Annotated in this window: 16 protein-coding genes; 4 read left to right on the top strand and 12 right to left on the bottom strand. The window is 56.6% G+C overall.

Features of this window, described 5'->3' with window-relative positions; genetic code table 11:
* Window position 1: 1 nt before the first annotated feature.
* From sctU to sctW, 11 genes are read right to left on the bottom strand one after another with little or no spacing between them, the layout of a single operon-like run.
* Window positions 2-1,081 carry a type III secretion system export apparatus subunit SctU gene (gene sctU / locus NAL19_RS11390; protein WP_263057388.1) on the bottom strand — a complete coding sequence of 360 codons (1,080 nt, stop codon included), beginning with the start codon at window positions 1,079-1,081 and terminating at the stop codon, window positions 2-4.
* A 13-nt stretch (window positions 1,082-1,094) separates the two neighbouring features.
* Entirely contained in the window at window positions 1,095-1,895 is an 801-nt protein-coding gene (gene sctT, locus NAL19_RS11385; protein ID WP_225084802.1) for a type III secretion system export apparatus subunit SctT, read from the bottom strand.
* A gap of 6 nt (window positions 1,896-1,901) precedes the next feature.
* Entirely contained in the window at window positions 1,902-2,162 is a 261-nt protein-coding gene (gene sctS / locus NAL19_RS11380; RefSeq protein WP_180740882.1) for a type III secretion system export apparatus subunit SctS, read from the bottom strand.
* Window positions 2,163-2,169: 7 nt separating this feature from the next.
* Window positions 2,170-2,823, bottom strand: a complete 654-nt coding sequence (gene sctR / locus NAL19_RS11375; protein WP_039494872.1) for a type III secretion system export apparatus subunit SctR — start codon at window positions 2,821-2,823, stop codon at window positions 2,170-2,172.
* The gene (gene sctQ / locus NAL19_RS11370) at window positions 2,820-3,977 is read right to left on the bottom strand and encodes a type III secretion system cytoplasmic ring protein SctQ (RefSeq protein ID WP_263057387.1); all 1,158 of its coding nucleotides are present in this window, start codon (window positions 3,975-3,977) and stop codon (window positions 2,820-2,822) included. The genes sctR and sctQ overlap by 4 nt, the downstream gene beginning before the upstream one ends.
* On the bottom strand, window positions 3,974-4,495 hold the full coding sequence (locus NAL19_RS11365; RefSeq protein WP_263057386.1) for a type III secretion system HrpP C-terminal domain-containing protein: 522 nt from the start codon (window positions 4,493-4,495) through the stop codon (window positions 3,974-3,976). Before NAL19_RS11365 ends, sctQ begins: the two co-directional genes overlap by 4 nt.
* Complete coding sequence (locus NAL19_RS11360; protein ID WP_263057385.1) at window positions 4,492-4,929, bottom strand: type III secretion protein; 438 nt, start codon at window positions 4,927-4,929, stop codon at window positions 4,492-4,494. Before NAL19_RS11360 ends, NAL19_RS11365 begins: the two co-directional genes overlap by 4 nt.
* Window positions 4,919-6,286 (bottom strand): type III secretion system ATPase SctN, encoded by a 1,368-nt coding sequence (gene sctN / locus NAL19_RS11355; RefSeq protein WP_263057384.1) that lies wholly within the window; start codon window positions 6,284-6,286, stop codon window positions 4,919-4,921. Before sctN ends, NAL19_RS11360 begins: the two co-directional genes overlap by 11 nt.
* Window positions 6,286-7,218, bottom strand: coding sequence for an FHA domain-containing protein (locus NAL19_RS11350; RefSeq protein ID WP_263057383.1), 933 nt, complete (start codon window positions 7,216-7,218; stop codon window positions 6,286-6,288). Before NAL19_RS11350 ends, sctN begins: the two co-directional genes overlap by 1 nt.
* A gap of 9 nt (window positions 7,219-7,227) precedes the next feature.
* Window positions 7,228-9,330: a type III secretion system export apparatus subunit SctV gene (gene sctV / locus NAL19_RS11345; RefSeq protein ID WP_225084797.1), complete on the bottom strand. Its 2,103-nt coding sequence runs from the start codon at window positions 9,328-9,330 to the stop codon at window positions 7,228-7,230.
* Window positions 9,327-10,535, bottom strand: coding sequence for a type III secretion system gatekeeper subunit SctW (gene sctW / locus NAL19_RS11340; RefSeq protein WP_225084796.1), 1,209 nt, complete (start codon window positions 10,533-10,535; stop codon window positions 9,327-9,329). The genes sctV and sctW overlap by 4 nt, the downstream gene beginning before the upstream one ends.
* Before the next feature lie 344 nt (window positions 10,536-10,879).
* Here sctW and NAL19_RS11335 point away from each other — a divergent pair, with 344 nt between their 5' ends.
* From NAL19_RS11335 to NAL19_RS11320, 4 genes are all read left to right on the top strand, one after another.
* Window positions 10,880-11,425: an RNA polymerase sigma factor gene (locus tag NAL19_RS11335; protein ID WP_225084795.1), complete on the top strand. Its 546-nt coding sequence runs from the start codon at window positions 10,880-10,882 to the stop codon at window positions 11,423-11,425.
* 242 nt (window positions 11,426-11,667) lie between these two features.
* Window positions 11,668-13,137 (top strand): PAS domain S-box protein, encoded by a 1,470-nt coding sequence (locus NAL19_RS11330; RefSeq protein WP_225084794.1) that lies wholly within the window; start codon window positions 11,668-11,670, stop codon window positions 13,135-13,137.
* A 37-nt stretch (window positions 13,138-13,174) separates the two neighbouring features.
* A complete protein-coding gene (locus tag NAL19_RS11325; protein WP_225084793.1) occupies window positions 13,175-13,816 on the top strand; it encodes a response regulator transcription factor in 642 nt (213 codons plus the stop codon).
* A 370-nt stretch (window positions 13,817-14,186) separates the two neighbouring features.
* Window positions 14,187-15,251, top strand: coding sequence for a sigma 54-interacting transcriptional regulator (locus NAL19_RS11320; RefSeq protein WP_225084792.1), 1,065 nt, complete (start codon window positions 14,187-14,189; stop codon window positions 15,249-15,251).
* Window positions 15,252-15,363: 112 nt separating this feature from the next.
* Here the strand turns inward: NAL19_RS11320 and NAL19_RS11315 are convergent, their stop codons facing one another.
* Window positions 15,364-16,944: an EAL domain-containing protein gene (locus NAL19_RS11315; RefSeq protein WP_263057382.1), complete on the bottom strand. Its 1,581-nt coding sequence runs from the start codon at window positions 16,942-16,944 to the stop codon at window positions 15,364-15,366.
* Between the last annotated feature and the right edge of the window lie 30 nt (window positions 16,945-16,974).

The raw sequence follows: 16,974 nt of genomic DNA, 5'->3' as shown, positions 1-16,974 counted from the left end.
CTCACTCCATCTCGATAATGTCGCGTTTTTGCTCGTCTTCGAGCTGGCGTAGGACGCGATACACCTGCGCCACGGCCTGAAGCGTTTCGCGTGGAATGTAGTGGCCCTCCGGCGTAGTGCGATAGAGCGTGCGGGTCAGCCAAATGAAGCGAATCACCGGAATGTCGGCTTTTTTCGCCTGCGCGATGAGTTCCTGCGCCGCGCTATCTTCCCGCTTAAACAAAATGCGCGGTAGCGGCGTTTTGCCGGGACGATAGTAAAGCCCCACCGCATAGTGCGTTGGGTTAACCAACAGCATATCGGCGTCTTCGACTTTCGCTTTGGGGCGCGGCGCGGCGGGTTCGTTCATCAATTCGTGCGCCAGCGATTTGCGGTGGCCTTTCATGTGCGGATCGCCTTCGGAATCCTTGTGCTCGTTGCGTAAATCCTCATGGCTCATACGCTGCTGCTTGAGAAAGAAATATTTTTGCAGGCCAAAATCCAGTGCGGACAGCACCAGCAGTGCTGTTAGCGTGGTACGGGCAATGCGCGTCAATAGCGCTTTCACCCCTTGCCAGAAACCGTGTAGATCGCCATAGGCTAATTCAACCAGCGCTTCCAGCTCCGGCACCACCACTTTATAAAAGACTGTTCCAATCACCACCGCTTTCAGGATATTGGTCAGCATTTCCAACAGCTTACGCATCGAAAACATCTGCTTAAACTGGTTAATCGGATTCAGCCGATTGAGATCGAGCTTCAGCGCTTCGGGTGCAAACAGCGGGCCATACTGGATCCAACCGCCCACCACGCGCAGCAGTACGGCGATCGCGGCCGCCAGCAGACAGAGCGTGCCCGCCAGCACGGCGGCGTCATGAAAGACTTCTTTTGCTACCTGCGCAAACGGGGCATCCAGCCGTTGCAGCGGCAGTTGCACCAGGGCTTGCAGTTTCCCCATGGTGCTGTCTGCCAGCGCCAGTACGCATTCCAGCAGGCCGACGCAGATCAGCAGTTTGGGTACATCCTGACTTTGCCCGACTTCCCCTTTACGGCGCGCGTCTTCCAGCTTTTTCTCTGTGGGCTTTTCCGTTTTTTCGCTCATCGGTTCCGCCTGATTAGCTGTTTGATGCCGTAAAAAGCAGCGGGAGCAGGTGCTTAAGATCCGGCAACCCCTGAAGTTTGTGGTCGCCTAAATACTGTAATACCGGCAGGTAGACGATGAAAAATGCCATTCCAACCAGACACTTGGCCGGAATAGAGAGAACAAACACCTGAAGCTGTGGGCTATACAGGCTGAGTAGCGCAATGCTGAATTCCAACAGCAGTAGCAGCGCGACCGGCGGCCCGGCGTACACCACCAGATGAGTGAAGGTGTCGGCCAGCAGACTGAGATAAACCTCAAATCCTTTTTCACCCGGCGCGGGCAGCCAGGACAGCACCGGCCAGATCTGGTAACTGTCCCAAATCAACTGCGTTAGCCCCTTCAGGCCGATACCGATAATCAGTAGCAGAATCAGGGTCTGCTTCAGCAGATGGCCGAGCGGCGTGGCGTCCGAACCCAGCGCGGGGTTGAGCTGGCCGCCCATGAGCGCGCCGCGCTGGTTATCGAACAGGGCACCGACGGATTCAAACAGCCAGAATGGCATCGCCAGAATCAGCGCGATAAGCAGCCCGACGATCAGCTCTTTCAGCAACAGGCCGGGCAGCATCGGCCAGGACAGCGGCGTCAGCAAAAGTTGCTGCTGTACGATGGGGGCAGGTAGCAGCGTCAGGGAAATCACCACGGCATTGCGCATCATGCCTTTCAGCACGTTGAGTGAAAAAACCGGCACCAGAATAAAGCAGGGATACAGCCGGGCGATGCCGAGCGTAATAGCAATAATAAAGTCGTAAACGTGCTGAATGGTGGCGATCATGCGGATTTATACCCCGGTCTGCGCAATCATGTTGAACGCGGTAATGGCCAACTGCATCAGTTCTACGCCAATCCAGCGCCCGCAAATCGCCAGCGTCAGCCCGACGGAAATCAGTTTAACGGCGAAAGGCAGCGTCTGATCCTGCAACTGCATCACCGCCTGTAGCAGTGAAATCAGTACGCCGACGATCACCGCAACCAGCAGCGGCGGCGCGGAGAGCAGGACGACCATCACCATGGCCTGACGGAAAAGCGTGATTATTTCCATCGCGGCCTCACAGGTAGCTGTAGAACAGGCCGTCCAGCAGCCGCGTCCAGCCGTTGACCAGCACGAACAGCAGCAGCTTTAACGGTAGCGAGAGCGTCATCGGCGCGACCATTTGCATCCCCAGCGCCAGCAGCACGTTCGAGACGATGAGATCGATGACGATAAACGGGATGTAAATCAGGAAGCCGATTTTGAACCCAGCCTGTAGCTCCGACAGCACGAACGCCGGAATCACCAGCAGCAGATTTTGCGTATTCACCTTTTCGGATAGCGACGCTGGCCACATTTGCAGGCTGTTTTCATGCAGATGGGTGAGGATATCCGGGTCAACGTTGCGTGACATAAAGGTTTGCAGCGGTTCCAGTCCGTAGGTCACGCTGGCCTGAAGCGACGTGATGTCGGTCATATCCAGCGGCTTTTCCTGCACGCGTTTGGTGATGTCCTGAAACACTGGCGCCATGACAAACAGCGTTGCCGCGAGCGCGATGCCATACAGCGCCATATTGGGCGGCACCTGTTGTACCCCGATGGCGTTGCGCGTAATCAGTAGCACAATCGCAATCTTCAGAAAGCAGGTACAGACAATCATCATCAGCGGAATCAGGGAGAGGGCGCCCAGAAAGAGCGCAAACATCAACGGGTCGAACGCGCCGGAGGTCATGGAGCCAACTCCGGTGCGGTGGCGTGCTCTTCATCTGCTATCGCGGCATGCTGCGGGGGGGCGGCAAAACGCTCGGTAATCTGTAACCCCAGTCTTCCTTCCACATCGATCAGATCGCCGCTCGCCAGGGCGGTGTCGCCGTGATACAGCCAGGCTTGCCCCGGCACCACGTCGCGCAGCGTTAACACGCTACCGCTGGCAAGATGCTGCAATTCTGTCAGCGTCATCGTCAGGCTCCCGCAACGAAGGTGTAAGGTGACCGGCAGCGGCGGTAAATTACCAGTGACAGTGTCACTTGTTGATGTGAATTCAAACGCCGATGCATCGGAATGCGGATCGGCTAGCATCGTGTCGGTGGTGGACGAAGGCATTGAGACAGTCTCCATGTCGGTAACGGTAAAGGTGTAGGGGGCGTGCCCGGTGAGCTGTAGCGTACCGTGCAGGCGCAGCGTGCCGGATGACAGCATTCCCTCGCCGGAGGGGGTAAACCACGGGCGGTTGGGGAGAATAAGATCGCCCGTACGTAAACGAAGTAATGCGGATAGCGGCAGCACGGCATCAGCCAGCGTAAGAGGAACCTCGATCGCCATTCCTGCGGGCAGCTCACGGCGCTGGCGGTGCCAGTCAGCGCGGGAAAACAGCGCCAGCCAGACGGCGTCAGCGGCCTGCATCCGGCTACGCACGCTAATACCGTTCCAGCTCACGCTGAGCCAGGCGCAGAGTGCAACGCTGCTGCCATGTTGCTCTCCTGCATCACGTGGTTTCGTAGAACGATTCAGCGGGTTAATTTCCCCGACAAGCGCCCGCAGTACGGGATTGAGTGACTGGTTGTAGAGTGTCCAGTACCACTCCTGAGCCGCATCATCGTCTTCGGTGACGGGCAGTAGCGGGCAATCCGACAGCAGGCTGAGCACTGGGAACGGATCGGTCAGTGAGATATCACCGATGTCGCTACGCCAGTCGCTGGCCTGTGCGGTGGACGATGCTTCCGCCAGACTGCTTTCCGTGGCCAGTTGAAGGTGCAAGCGGCCGACCTGTCCCTCACGGGTAAACGGCAGCGCGAGTCCGGTGGCCAATGTCGATCGAATACGCGCGTGTTGCGCGCGCAGGGTCGGCAGCGTTAGCCGCTTGATGTGCTGTAGATTCGGTTTCATCGCTCATACTCTCTGGCGTCAAAACGCAGGTTGATCGGGCAGTCCAGCGCGCTGGAGAGCGCATGGCGGCAGGCTTCGCGCCGATCTTTTAACTGGTGGTAACTTTCCCGACTGAAACGCAGGGAGATATCCCAGCCGCGCGGCACCAGCGTGGCTAAACGCGCATCGATATCGCCCAGTTGCGGCAGTTGCAGGCTAAAAGCAAACGGCGGGGCGCAGATGTTGTCCATTGCTTCAATCAGCTCACATTGCAGTGGCTGCCACTGTGACGGTGTCACATATTGTGGGCTGTCTGGCGCTTCACTCTGCGGCGGCGGTGGGCCGTTGATGGGATGGCTTGGTGACAAGGCAATTGGCGCGTCCTGATAAAACGCCTCTTCAAAACCGTCTGAAAACGTGAAGGCCTCCCAGAAATCCATGTGTTGCGGGTCGTCTACGCGAGAGGATTTACCGTGCAGCACGGCCTGCGCGTTCTGCGTCGCCTTGGATTCGGATGACGCAATCTGTCGGTTATTCATACGTGCTCCTGAGGTAACGTAAGCAGATAGTCAAGTTTTTCCACCGCTTTCTGGCACTGGCGGGTGGCATCTCGGGCGTGATCAACCTGACGCTGTTGGTCGCGGTGCTGCTGCTGTGTGGCCTGCACCTGCTGCGTTTCTGTTGCGATCGCGCTGAGTAAGCGCTGTTCGGCGGCCAGGCGTTTTTTCAGGTTTTCCAGCGTGTGGCGTTGCCCCTGCGTTTCTGTGGCAAACTGGTTGCGCTGTGCCTGGCTGGCCTGCCGCAGCAGCTCGACCTGCTGTTCATGATGTTGTTGCTGTTCCGCAATTCGCTTTAATTGCTGTTCTTCCTGCCGTTGTTGACGTTCGCTGCGGCTTAAACGTTGGCGGCGTATTGGCATCAGCAGGTTCAGCACGGTCTGTAACTCGGCATCACGTTCGGTGTTATGGGGCATAGCGGCTGACTCCGGCGAGCTGTTGTTGAATCACGCCATAAGGCATCGGTTCACGCATCGACTGACGCAGAAACTGCGTGATTTCCGCATGGGCATTGACGGCGGAATCCGTTAGCACGTCATGACCGGGCTGATATTCGCCGAGGCGAATCAGCATCTCGACCTGCTTGTAGGCTGCCATTAGACGTCGCACACCGCCGGCATGGCGGGTGTGATCGGTATCCACGACGTTACTCATGGTGCGGCTTAGGCTCGCCAGCACGTCGATAGCCGGATAGTGCCCCTGTTCCGCCAGCCGCCGGGCGAGCACAATGTGCCCGTCAATCAACGAACGTACTTCGTCGGCGACGGGGTCGTTCATGGAATCCTGTTCGATCAGAACGGAATAGAGCGCGGTGATGGCGCCGTCTTCCGTTTGTCCGGCGCGTTCAACCAGACGCGGCAGCAACGTATAGACCGACGGTGGCAGCCCGCCACGCCCCTGCGGTTCGCCGAGCGCCAGACCGATTTCGCGCTGGGCGCGGGCGAAACGCGTCAGGGAATCAATAATCAGCAGCACCTGACGGCCTTCGGCTCGGTAAGCCTCGGCGATGGCGGTGGCGGTGAATGCCGCGCGGGCGCGTTCCATGCTGCTGCGATCGGAGGTCGAGCACACCAGCACGGTGCGGCTGCGCAGTTCGTCGTCCAGTTCGTGATCGAGAAACTCACGCAGTTCGCGGCCACGTTCGCCAATCAGCCCGAAAACGATGGCGTCGCACGGCGTATTACGCGCCAGCTCGGCTAGCAGCGTGGTTTTACCGCAGCCCGCACCGGCAAAAATGCCGACGCGTTGCCCCTGACCGATGGTCAGCAGGCCATCGACGGCGCGTAATCCGGTGGGGAGCGGTTGGCTGATACGCGGTCGGGACGTCGGAGGTGGCGCGTCGCCCAGCACCGGCTGTGTGCGGCCTGTAGCATGACCGGGTTCGACAAACGCGCTCTCGCCATCATCTTCCAGCGCCCGGCCAAACCCGTCCAGTACGCTGCCCAGCAAACGTTCCGACACCTGAATGCAGTGCGGCTGATACAGCGGCGTCACGGCGGCACCCTGTGCGATGCCGTCCAGCGCTCCGAGCGCAGAGAGAAAGGTATTGTCCGGGCTAAACCCCACGACTTCAGCCATCATCTGGCTATCGTCCTGACGGGCCACCCAGCACAGATCGCCAATGCGCGCCTGCGGCAGGCTGCACTCCAGTAGGATGCCGCTGACGGCCATGACGCGGCCTTTTTTCTCCACGGGCGCATAGGCTGCCAGATGCTGGCGCTGCTGTGCGACCCACTGATCGAGCAGGGGAAAAGAAGAAGGTTGAGTCTGCATTACCAGTTCACCGTTATCTGTTGTCTGCCGCTGAATTCAATCTGGTGCTCATCAATTTTCACCAGACGCAGGTTGTCGATCTCATCGCCGATGAAAAAGCGCTGGCCGTCCGCCGTGACGACGTTGGCGCGGGATCCGCTGGTGACCTGAACGATCTGAAACGGCAGTTGCTCCGTTTTCAGTTGCGTCCGGTTATCCACGGACAGCGCGGTTCTATAACGTTGGTGGAGTTGGGCGAGCATCCGTTCCAGCTTTTTTTGATCGTCCGGCGTTAATTGTCCGGTAAGCGTGAGGCGATCCTGATACGCAGCCACTTTCACGGCCGCGCTCAGTTCCCGCTCTTGCAACATGATGCGCAGCGTGCTTTCCAGCTGTGGCAGGGTGCTGAGGGGTTTACGGGTATCCTGCGGCGGAGCGGCAGGCATCGCGACACTCTCTTGCAACTGCCAACTGCCGACCATCACCAACAGCAGCGCGCCAAGCAGCAGATAGCTGGCTTTGGCCCACAGCGGCAGGCGTGGCAAGGAAGTGGGGATAGGTGATATAGGATGAACCGGCGAGGCATCAGCGGTTACGACGTCTTCCGTGGGAGGAACCCTCTCCTCCGGTACCGATGCTGGCTCGCTTTCATCAGGCCACGGGGTATCGGCTGCCACGATGCAGAGCCAAATCTGCCCCAGCGCAAACGGTGTGCCAGGCGGTAGCGCTTCAATGTGTTCGACAGTATGGCCTTCCGCATTACATACGGTGCCATCCTGTGCGTTGAGCGCCCAGCCGTCAGCGGTCTTCTCCAACTGGCTGTGATACGGCGCTATGCCGGGATCGTAAAGCACGAGATCGGCATCATCGGCGGCGCCGAGGCGCCAGGCGTTGCCACAGAGCGGCAGCGCCGCACCGCGATGTAAACCAGTCAACACGCGTAATTCAAACATGGTGTATTCCTATGCGCTAAAGGGGTCAGGGGAGTCGTAAAGATCAAGGCGTCCGATGACGTTGATCGACAGCGTGGATTCCAGTTCGGTGAAGGACAGCACCGGAACGTGGTGAAATTCGTCCTGTAGCAATGTGCGCAGCGGGCTGCGCAGATCCTGCGCCACCAGCACCAGACTGCGCTGCGAGGAGAACGGCGGAAATGCCTGCCGTAGCTGACTGAGCAGCGTTGAGGCGTAGTCCTGCGTCAGGGCGAAGAAGGTTTCATTCTGCGTCTGGCGCAGCGCATCGCGCAGTAGCTCCTCACTTTCCGGCGTTAGCAGCCAGACGGCCAGACTGTTTTCGTCGCTGTACTGGTGGCAGATTTGCGATTTGAGCGCCAGACGCACGTAGTCGGTCAGCGCCAGCGTATCCCGTTCGTGCTGGCCGACTTCAATCAACGCCTCGGCGATAGGGCGCACGGAACGAAGCGGCACGCGTTCGGAAGCCAGCCGTTGCAGCACGCTGGCAAAGCGGGAGAGCGGCATGATGCGCTGTAGCTCCTGCGCCAATTCCGGTTGTTCGCTCTCCAGCCAGGCCAGAATGGATTTGGTTTCCTGCAAGCCGATAAACTGCGAACCGGTACGATGAATGGCCTGTTCCATACGCGCCAGAATCAGTTCATCCGCCGTCCAGCGCGGCACATCGTCCGGCTGCTGTGCGACGTGTGCCAGCGGCAACCAAAGCCATTGGCTTTCATCCCGCAATGTGTGCCCCGGTGTGGCGAGTGTGTCATTGGCCTGTGCGACAGCACCGCTGGCAACGGCCATCTGGTCGGTAACCAACGTGGCTTTCACATAGGGAATTTCATAAACGCAAAACTGAAATTCATCTTCCGCCAACCGATCGCTGAATTCGATATCAAAGGACGGCAGGGTAAAGCCAAAGCGATAAACCAGCCTGTTACGCAGGCGACGGATATTTTGCACCAGCGCCGCCGCGGTCGGTTGCCCCTGCCAGACCGGATGAAACAGCAGCAAATAGGCGCGCGTGGGGTTGAAACGCCGCAGATCCTGATAGCCGTTCTGTTCGGCAGGCATGTTGTCCGCTTCCGACTGGCTGGCATCCAACTGCCCCTGTTGTTTGATGCGCCAAAGCTGAAATAAGCCGCTACCGAGCGACGCCAGACTGATGGCGATAAACACTAGCGTTGGCATCCCTGGCAGCAGCGCAAAGCCAAACATGCCGATGGAGGAGATGATCCACGCTTTGGGCTGGCTGGTGAGCTGCTCCGCAATTTCGCGGCCAATATTGGCATCCACTTTTTGTCCGTCGGCCGAGACGCGGGTGATGATCATTCCGGCGGTCAGCGATATCAGCAGAGCGGGGATCTGGGCGATCAGTCCGTCGCCGATGGTTAATACCGAATAGACGTGCATCGCATCGGAAGCCGCCATGTTGTGCTGCAAAACCCCGATGGCAAAACCGCCGATCATGTTGATGAACACGATAACCAGCGACGCAATGGCATCGCCTTTGACGAACTTCATCGCCCCGTCCATCGCCCCGAACAGCTGACTCTCTTTGGCCAGATTCTCGCGCCGCTGCCTAGCCTGGTGGGCTTCGATTAATCCCGCACGCAGATCGCTGTCGATGGACATCTGTTTACCGGGCATCGCATCCAGCGTGAAACGTGCCGCCACTTCGGCCACGCGCTCGGAGCCTTTGGTGATCACCAGAAAGTTCACCACTGTCAGAATCAGGAAGATCACCAGACCGACCGCCAGATTCCCGCCCACTACATAGTTACCGAAGGCTTCAACGATATGGCCACCATCCTGTTGGAGCAGGATTTGGCGCGTGGTGGAAATCGAGATCGCCAGTCGGAACATGGTGGTCAGCAGCAGCACCGCCGGAAACGTCGAGAAGGCCAGCGGCTTCGGCAGATACATCGCGAGCACGATCAGCAGGGAAGAGGCGCAAATATTGAGCGCGATGAGCACATCGATCAGGCCGGTAGGCAGCGGGATGATCATCATGAAGACGATAGACATCACGATGACCGCACCAACGACCTCGGAGCGCTGCATCGCGCTTAGCGCAATGCGGTTCAGCCAGGTAATCAGCAGATTCATGGCTGCTCCTTATCCGAGTCGCGCGCATCCTGTTTTTGCGGCGATGCGGCGTCACGCGGCGCCCGTTCGTTATGCTGAGAATTATTGGCCTGTTGCTTTTCGTATTGGGCGATATCGCCAATCATGCCGCGTATCAGTTGTAGCGCCGTTTGCCGGTTTTTACTGTCTCGCCACAGCGGATGCGGCAGGTCGCTGACGAGTGGCAGCAGGGCGCTGAAAAACATCGCCTGATGCTGTACCTGTGTTCCGGCGACTTCCCGACCGAGATTATGCAGATCGCGGGCATAGGCACCGTTGGCGCTCAGGCCAATCAGACGGCGAGTCAGCTCCACGGCACCGAGCGTAAAGGCAGGCACTTTATTCGCCAGTCGCGTGAGTAGTGTCTGGCTGGATGACAGCGTATGACTTAGATGGCGGGAATCGTTGAGGTTGCTCAGCATTTTGCTGAGCACGGCTTTCGAGATAGAGGGTGTCAGCGAGGCGATATCCGCCGCCAGCGCCCGCTGCAACGTGCGCAGCCCAATGGAAAACGTCGCGGCATCAAAGCGTTCCAAAAGAGAGTCCAGCAGCGCACTGGCCGACTGCTGATGCACAATCTTCTGGTAGTACAGCTCACGCATCGCCTGTTTTTGTTCCGGCTGGGTGCTGAACAGCGCAATGGCCGTCGCGGTATTCAGACCGGCTCGGACTTCTGGCCCTTTCTCTTGATGCAACTGCTGTAGCGCATGCTCTGCCGCCGTCGCGAGTTCTGACGGCTGGGCAGATTGCTGCTGAATATGGCGCAGCAGGATATCGCCGCGCGCCGGATCGTTGCCTGCGGCTTCCAGCACCGCTTCAAGAGACGGCGAACCTTTCTGCATCAGCAGATCGCGCATGCGGCTCAGTTGCTGATCGAGCGTACTTTGCGACGGGTTTTCCAGCATCCTGAACAGTTCCGTCAGTTTCTCAATCCGCTCGACATTCGCAGTGGCGCGCGCCTCCGGCTGCTGGGCGATGTGGCGTCGATTCAGCGATTTACTTCTCCGCTCAGCCTGTTCGCCAAACGCCATTGCTACTTCTTCCATTGAGGTAGATAACGGCGAACCGGGAGACGCATGGTGCGAACTGGTCTGTTGCACTGCCGCTTGCGGCGCGGGATCGTCATCCACGACGACAGGGCGCGGCAGGGCGTTGCTAGAGGGAAGGACGGTCGGCATTTTGATCATGGTGTCATCCTGAATAAGTCGGCTACGTGTCGTGGTATGAACGTGCAGCGGTATGAATGTATTGCTATGTGGAAACAGAAAAGAATGGGTTCCCCGGCATGAAGTCATCGGAGCACGCTGAATGTGATGGCGGATAGAATTTGATGGCGAATTGAATTAAATGCCGTTTTACTGATTGCAATAACTTGCAATTTCGTGCTGTTGGCGTTGGCAAAAAATGGCACGATAAAAGATAAGTTGAAAAATAACTGATTAAAAATCAGTGTGATAAAAACAATTCCGGGCTGGCACAGGGCTTGCTCTTCCGTTTTTGCCAATAGGGCACAACAACGGAGAGTCAGCAAATGGAAATGTCTACCCTGAAACACATCGAACCGACCCCTTCGCTTTACCCAGCGCTTGCTGTCGATTGGGAACAGGTGTTTCGCCAACACGGAAAGAAATTGCATAACTTCATCCGCAAACGCGTTAGCAACCATGACGACGTTGAGGATTTACAGCAAATGACCTATCTGGAAGTGCTCAAACATCAGGATAAGTTTGCGGGAGCATCGCGGCCGGAGACATGGGTGTTCGGCATTGCCCTCAATCTGGTGCGCAACTATTTCAAGCAGGCACGACAGCGCGCGCTGGAAATGGGGGATGAGGTGCTGGAACACATCGCAATAGATCTCGATCCCGGTGCTATCACCGAAAGTCAGCGGGCACTGAAACGTGCAATGGATGCCATCGTCTCACTGCCTGAGGATACCCGTCAGATGCTGATGCAATTGCTGGATACCGATGCCAGCTATCAGGATCTCGCGTTGCAGTTGGAGATCCCCATCGGTACGGTGCGGTCACGGCTGTCTCGTGCCCGAGGTGCGATCCGTCAGGCTGTTGAGTCCTGACGGCGTTTCACGGGACGAAAGGATGTGTCTGCACCCACCGTTTTTCACTGACTGATGTGGTAACCGCCTTGTCCAAGGTGGCGGTTGCCGTTCAGTGAGTGGGTCACACGTCGTGATATCAGGTCGCATTTATGCCATTGCAGGGTTTCCTGTCCATCTTCTGGAATGTTGAGACGCCGTATTGCGCTACCTGCACGGCGGGTGGCTGCACACGTGTCTTAATTCACAATAAGGAGATGGCAATGATGTTCACCCAACCTTTTCGTTCCGATGAAAAAACCAAGGCTCCCGAGTTGGAGCTGGTGGATTTTGCATTTGGCCGCATTAAGGACGCGATTTATATCGTCAATGAAGATCAGCGTTTTTGTTACGTCAATGAAGCGGCTAGTCAGACGCTTGGCTACAGCATTACGGAATTCATGCATCTGAGCGTGGTCGATATCGACCCGTTCTGGGTCGCCGAGCATCGCTCACCCGACTGGTTGCAGGCGTATGAGTCGGGTGTGGGTACCACGTTTGAAACCCAGCACCTTACTCGCTACGGCATGACTATTCCCGTCGAGGTTAATCTCACGCATTTTCAACATAGAGGACGTAGCTACAGCATGTGTGTCGTCAGAGATATCAGGGAACGTAAACATATCGAACAGTTGGCCTACGCGCGCGAGCAGGAGTTTCGCGCGCTGGTTGAGAACACGCCGGATTTGATTATCCGCTTTGATCCCAACCTGAATTGCCTGTACGCCAATCCCGCCAGTTTGAAACACCTGGACTTCACCGTAGAGCAACTTCTGGGCCGTATGATTACGGAGTTAATGCCCGGCGTGGGGTGTGCAATCCGTATGGAACAGCTGGTTCAGCAGGTGGTTGATACCCGCAGCAGCGCGGAAGGCGAGGTCATGGAGTCGCGGGGGAGAGGCGATCAACGTCATCAGAGTATTCATCACATTCGCTGCGTGCCGGAATTTGATCAGCATGGCGCACTGGTGTCGATTCTGACCGTAGGACGGGATATTACCGCCATTCGTTATGCAGAGAAAAAGCTGGTCGACTCTCATATGCAACTGCGTCTGCTGGCGCGCCAGCGTGAGATTTCACGCGAGGAAGAGCGCAAGCATATCGCGCAGGAAATTCACGATGAACTGGGACAGCATCTGACCACGATCCGCATGAGCCTGTCGCTGATGCGCATGTGTTTTGCCAAAGAGAATCCCGATATGCAGACGCATTTGCAAAAGCTGATGCAGTTAGCCGACCAGACGATTCAGGTGGTGCGTAACGTGTCAACCCAGCTCAGGCCGAATGTCTTGAATATGGGGTTGACGCCCGCGCTGGAATGGCTGTGCGACGAATTTAACCGACACTACAGCGCAACCTGCTTGTTGCGCACGCAGGGGGAGCCGCTGGCGCTCAATGACGAAAGCACTACGGCAGCCTTTCGCGTCGTGCAGGAGTCATTGACTAACGTGGCGCGCTACGCCGCGGCTACACAGGTGCTCATCACACTGGATAACCAGCAGGACTGCGTGGTGCTGTGCATTAAGGACAACGGTAAAGGTTTTGATGCCCACGCCAAAAATAAAAACGCTTTCGGACTCATGAGCATGAAGGAGCGAGGGCGAATGCTGGGAGGCGAAGTCATCATTGAAAGTACGCCCGGGAAAGGCGCGCTGGTGCAGTTAACGTTTCCTAAAAATGGCGATACCCGTTAATGACGGGACAAGAACAACAAAAAGGAAGAAATGAGCGATGGGCAAATCAATACGTTTAATGATCGCAGACGATCACGTCATCATGCGTGAAGGGCTCAAGCAGATCTTTGCGCTGGATGAGTCGCTGAGCGTCGTTGCCGAAGCGGGAAACGGCGCGCAGGTGTTGGCGCAACTGCGCAGCGTGAAGCCCGATTTGCTGCTGCTGGATATGTCGATGCCCGGTATCAGCGGTGAAGCGTTGATTTCACGCGTGGTGGCGCAATATCCGCGTCTGCCGATTCTTGTACTCAGCATGTACAGTGAGGCGCAAATTGCGCAGCATGCGCTGAAGAGCGGGGCTAGAGGTTACATCACCAAAGACAAAGACCCGGAAGCGCTGCTGGCGGCGATTCGGCGCGTGGCGCAGGGCGCTCGCTATATCGACCACACGATTGCCGAGCAGCTGGTGTTTTCCAACTACACGGAGAGCGGGAGAGCCGAACACGATGTGCTGACGGCAAGAGAGCACCAAATCATGATTATGTTTGCGCAGGGGATGGGCATCAACGCCATTGCCAATGCGCTGGCCATCAGCAACAAAACGGTCAGCACCCACAAGGCGCGCCTGATGGAAAAAATGCAGTTCAGCACCAATGTGGAGATCGTTAAATATGTCGTTAGTAAGAAGCTTATTCCCTAGCGGCAGGCGTCCGCTGTGCGAAGCATAACAGATAAAAGGGATTCAACCGTCGGTGAATCCCTTTGCTGATGCTTACATTTTTCTAACGATATCTTTTCGTTTCCCTGCGTATTATACGAAAGCGTAATTAGCTGTTTTTACTTGTTTTGGCCATGTTTTTGTAGGCATTTCCCTACAACGTTATCTGGAATTCCTACCTGATGTTCAGCGATGCCTGATGGTTTCATTATTCAATGGCGGTAATGCTTGTCATCGTTCCATCTGAAATACCTTGGTGTGCGTTATGCGGAGAAATGCCACGGAGGTTTGGTGGGACACCCCATGTTATGGAAGGCAGTCAGTTAGCCCGTTTGGGCTCCAGGAGTAGTCAATGAATAATCATTACCGTCAGGACAGACAGCACGATTCTTCACTGGTGCATTCTTCACAAACGCATTCATCACCTGCGTATTCGTCATTCGAGAAGCCGTCATCAGCAGATCGTCGGGCACCATTAGGCCATCCCTCGTCTACGGCTGATGACATTCACTCATCGCTGTCGCCAATCATCAATGTTATTGCTCCGCTTAATGTCGACATCGTGCTTGAAGGTGAAACCGGCACGGGCAAAGACACGCTGGCGAATCGCATTCACCGACTGTCAAAATGTAGCGGCCCTCTGGTGGCGGTGAACTGCGCCGCCGTGCCGGAAAATTTGGCCGAAAGCGAACTGTTCGGCGTGGTCTCCGGTGCTTATACCGGCGCCAATCGTTCCCGTGCCGGGTACCTGGAAAGCGCGGATAAGGGAATTCTGTTTTTGGATGAGATCGACAGTATGCCCATGACGCTGCAAGCCAAGATGCTTCGCGTGCTGGAAAGTCGCGGCGTAAAGCGGTTGGGGAGCACCCAGTTCACGCCCGTTGATATGCGTGTGATTGTGGCGACGCAAACGCCGCTGCTGCAACTGGTGGAAAAAGGGCTGTTTCGTCGCGACCTTTATTTCCGTCTTGATACGGTAAAAATTCAACTGCCGACGTTGCGCTCCCGCAGCGATCTCATTCTGCCGCTATTTCAGCGTTTTAGTCAGGAAGCGGCGGTACGCCTGAAAATGACGCAGCCGCCGATGACGGCAGACATTTACGAACAGCTTCTGACCCACAGCTGGCCGGGTAATATCCGCGAGCTGAAAGCGGCGGCGGATCGCTGGGCGCTGGGGTTGTCGCCTTTGGCAGAAGTTCAGCCGCTGTTGCACCCGCGTCCTTTGCAACTGAAAGATCGGTTAAAGCGGATCGAAAAATTTCTGATTCAGGATGCGTTGCGCCGGCACGACCACTGCATTGACGATGTGATTGTGGAATTGGGGATCCCCAAGCGGACGCTTTATCACCGCCTGAAAGTGCTGAATGTGACGGCGCGAGAGAGGTGTGCTGGGGGCGGGGAAGCCTGTCAGGCATAAAGGCCAGGCGCCGAACGTTTATCTGTCGGGATACGGTGGGCAATGCTGGCTGACCTGCTTTTGACGGCAGGTCTGCGTTGAGGTTGCACCGGTTCTACTGGTACCGTTCTCGCTACACCATTTCTATCGGTGGGCATGGATAGCGGTGGATATCCGGTAGATCGTGCAGCGCCACCGCCTTACTGAAATACCATCCTTGAATAATCGCCGAAGGGCATTGTTGCAGGATGTAGGCGGCTTGCTCACGCGTTTCTACCCCTTCGATGATCACCGGGACATCCAGTTTTTTGATAAGGGTAAATAACAAATCCGCCATGGCGGCATTCACCGTGTCTGTGCCGATGGCGCCGGCGAAAGTCTTGTCGATCTTGATCATATCGAACGGTAAGTGGCTCAGGTAGTCGAGGTTGGAATAACCCGTACCGAAATCATCGAGCGCGATCTTATAGCCGGAGCGTCGTAGTGCCTCAAGGCCGTCAGCCAGTGCTTGATGCGACGTACTTGACCGTTCGGTTAGTTCCAACATGATACGCGATTTATCGATCGCCAATTCCTCACACATCTGCTGGAGGAAGCGGTGATAATCGGGCGAAACAATGTCGGAGACAGACAGGTTAATGCTAAGCAGAAACGGGGTTTCCTGCGTGAGGTACGGCTGCATATCCCGCAGCGCCTGACGGGTAATAATGCGGGTAAGTTCGGCTAAGTAACCCATGTTTTCAGCGATGCTGATGAAAATTTCTGGCGAGACATTGTCACCACGCTCATTCTTCCAGCGCGCCAGCGCTTCTACGCCAATAATCGCGCGCTTTGGCAGGCTGACCAGCGGCTGGTAATGGACATGCAGTCGCTGATGTTTGATTGCGCGTTTTAGCTGCGATGGCAAAGCATGGTGCCGATCGTCATAGAGCTGGTAGGACAGGGTAAAACTGGCACCGATGAGCGCCCCGAGAGAAAACAGGGCGGCGATGATATACCAGGGACGATACAAGATACCCGCCGAATCCAACTGCGCCAGTACGCAGATATTCCGGTCTGGCGCACAGAAAAACGTCTGACGTTTTCCCATGGTCAGCCACGCGTTATGCGGCTGTGGTGTCTGCTTAAATGCGGAGAGGTCGATATGGCCAAAAGTCTGATAGACATGATCCAGATTACGCGTGAGTAGCACCGCGCTGTATTCGGCTGGCGGATGAATGAAGCGGCGAAATGCCGCGGCCGCAGTGATCGTGACCACACCGTGGAGGCTTGCCATATCGGCGGTAATACGTGGGTCCACCACGTCTTTCATGGCGGTCCACAGTTGTACGCCCTCGGGCGTCGTCAGGTTTGGCGGCAGCAGATAAATCGGTGGGTTGAGGATCCCCCAGCCTGCGGAACAGATGAGATAGTTGTCTTTGATACGCCCGATATCGCGTAGATACACGGAATAAAAGGAGATCAGGCGTAACTCTTTCAGGTCGGCGCTGGAGCACGGCGCGTTGTTCAGCGTTAACACCCGGTTGATGGTCTCCCGGCCTTCATTCGCGACGGCGATGCCCTGATCGAGTACCTCCTGGCTATACTTCTGTAGCTGTGTTTGTTCCAGTCGGGCTAAAATGCCTTGCCCAATAAACAGCGCCAGCACCGCGCTGGCAAACGAAAGCAAAACAAGTCTGAACCACAATCCGGTATGGGTAGTTAAGTTGGGCATAGCGACCATTTGGCTGCGCGACGGGAATAG

The sequence above is a fragment of the Pectobacterium sp. F1-1 genome, assembly GCF_025643735.1.
Lineage (GTDB): Bacteria > Pseudomonadota > Gammaproteobacteria > Enterobacterales > Enterobacteriaceae > Pectobacterium > Pectobacterium colocasium.
This window is presented reverse-complemented; position numbering and strand designations above follow the sequence as displayed.

Coding starts and splice junctions, on each gene's coding strand:
- NAL19_RS11360 (WP_263057385.1), bottom strand. CDS start 4,929: ATGCCCCATAACACCGAACGTGATGCCGAGTTACAGACCGTGCTGAAC.
- NAL19_RS11365 (WP_263057386.1), bottom strand. CDS start 4,495: ATGAATAACCGACAGATTGCGTCATCCGAATCCAAGGCGACGCAGAAC.
- NAL19_RS11315 (WP_263057382.1), bottom strand. CDS start 16,944: ATGCCCAACTTAACTACCCATACCGGATTGTGGTTCAGACTTGTTTTG.
- NAL19_RS11325 (WP_225084793.1), top strand. CDS start 13,175: ATGGGCAAATCAATACGTTTAATGATCGCAGACGATCACGTCATCATG.
- sctQ (WP_263057387.1), bottom strand. CDS start 3,977: ATGAAACCGAATCTACAGCACATCAAGCGGCTAACGCTGCCGACCCTG.
- sctW (WP_225084796.1), bottom strand. CDS start 10,535: ATGATCAAAATGCCGACCGTCCTTCCCTCTAGCAACGCCCTGCCGCGC.
- sctV (WP_225084797.1), bottom strand. CDS start 9,330: ATGAATCTGCTGATTACCTGGCTGAACCGCATTGCGCTAAGCGCGATG.
- sctR (WP_039494872.1), bottom strand. CDS start 2,823: ATGACCTCCGGCGCGTTCGACCCGTTGATGTTTGCGCTCTTTCTGGGC.
- sctN (WP_263057384.1), bottom strand. CDS start 6,286: ATGCAGACTCAACCTTCTTCTTTTCCCCTGCTCGATCAGTGGGTCGCA.
- NAL19_RS11320 (WP_225084792.1), top strand. CDS start 14,187: ATGAATAATCATTACCGTCAGGACAGACAGCACGATTCTTCACTGGTG.
- NAL19_RS11335 (WP_225084795.1), top strand. CDS start 10,880: ATGGAAATGTCTACCCTGAAACACATCGAACCGACCCCTTCGCTTTAC.
- NAL19_RS11350 (WP_263057383.1), bottom strand. CDS start 7,218: ATGTTTGAATTACGCGTGTTGACTGGTTTACATCGCGGTGCGGCGCTG.
- sctU (WP_263057388.1), bottom strand. CDS start 1,081: ATGAGCGAAAAAACGGAAAAGCCCACAGAGAAAAAGCTGGAAGACGCG.
- NAL19_RS11330 (WP_225084794.1), top strand. CDS start 11,668: ATGATGTTCACCCAACCTTTTCGTTCCGATGAAAAAACCAAGGCTCCC.
- sctT (WP_225084802.1), bottom strand. CDS start 1,895: ATGATCGCCACCATTCAGCACGTTTACGACTTTATTATTGCTATTACG.
- sctS (WP_180740882.1), bottom strand. CDS start 2,162: ATGGAAATAATCACGCTTTTCCGTCAGGCCATGGTGATGGTCGTCCTG.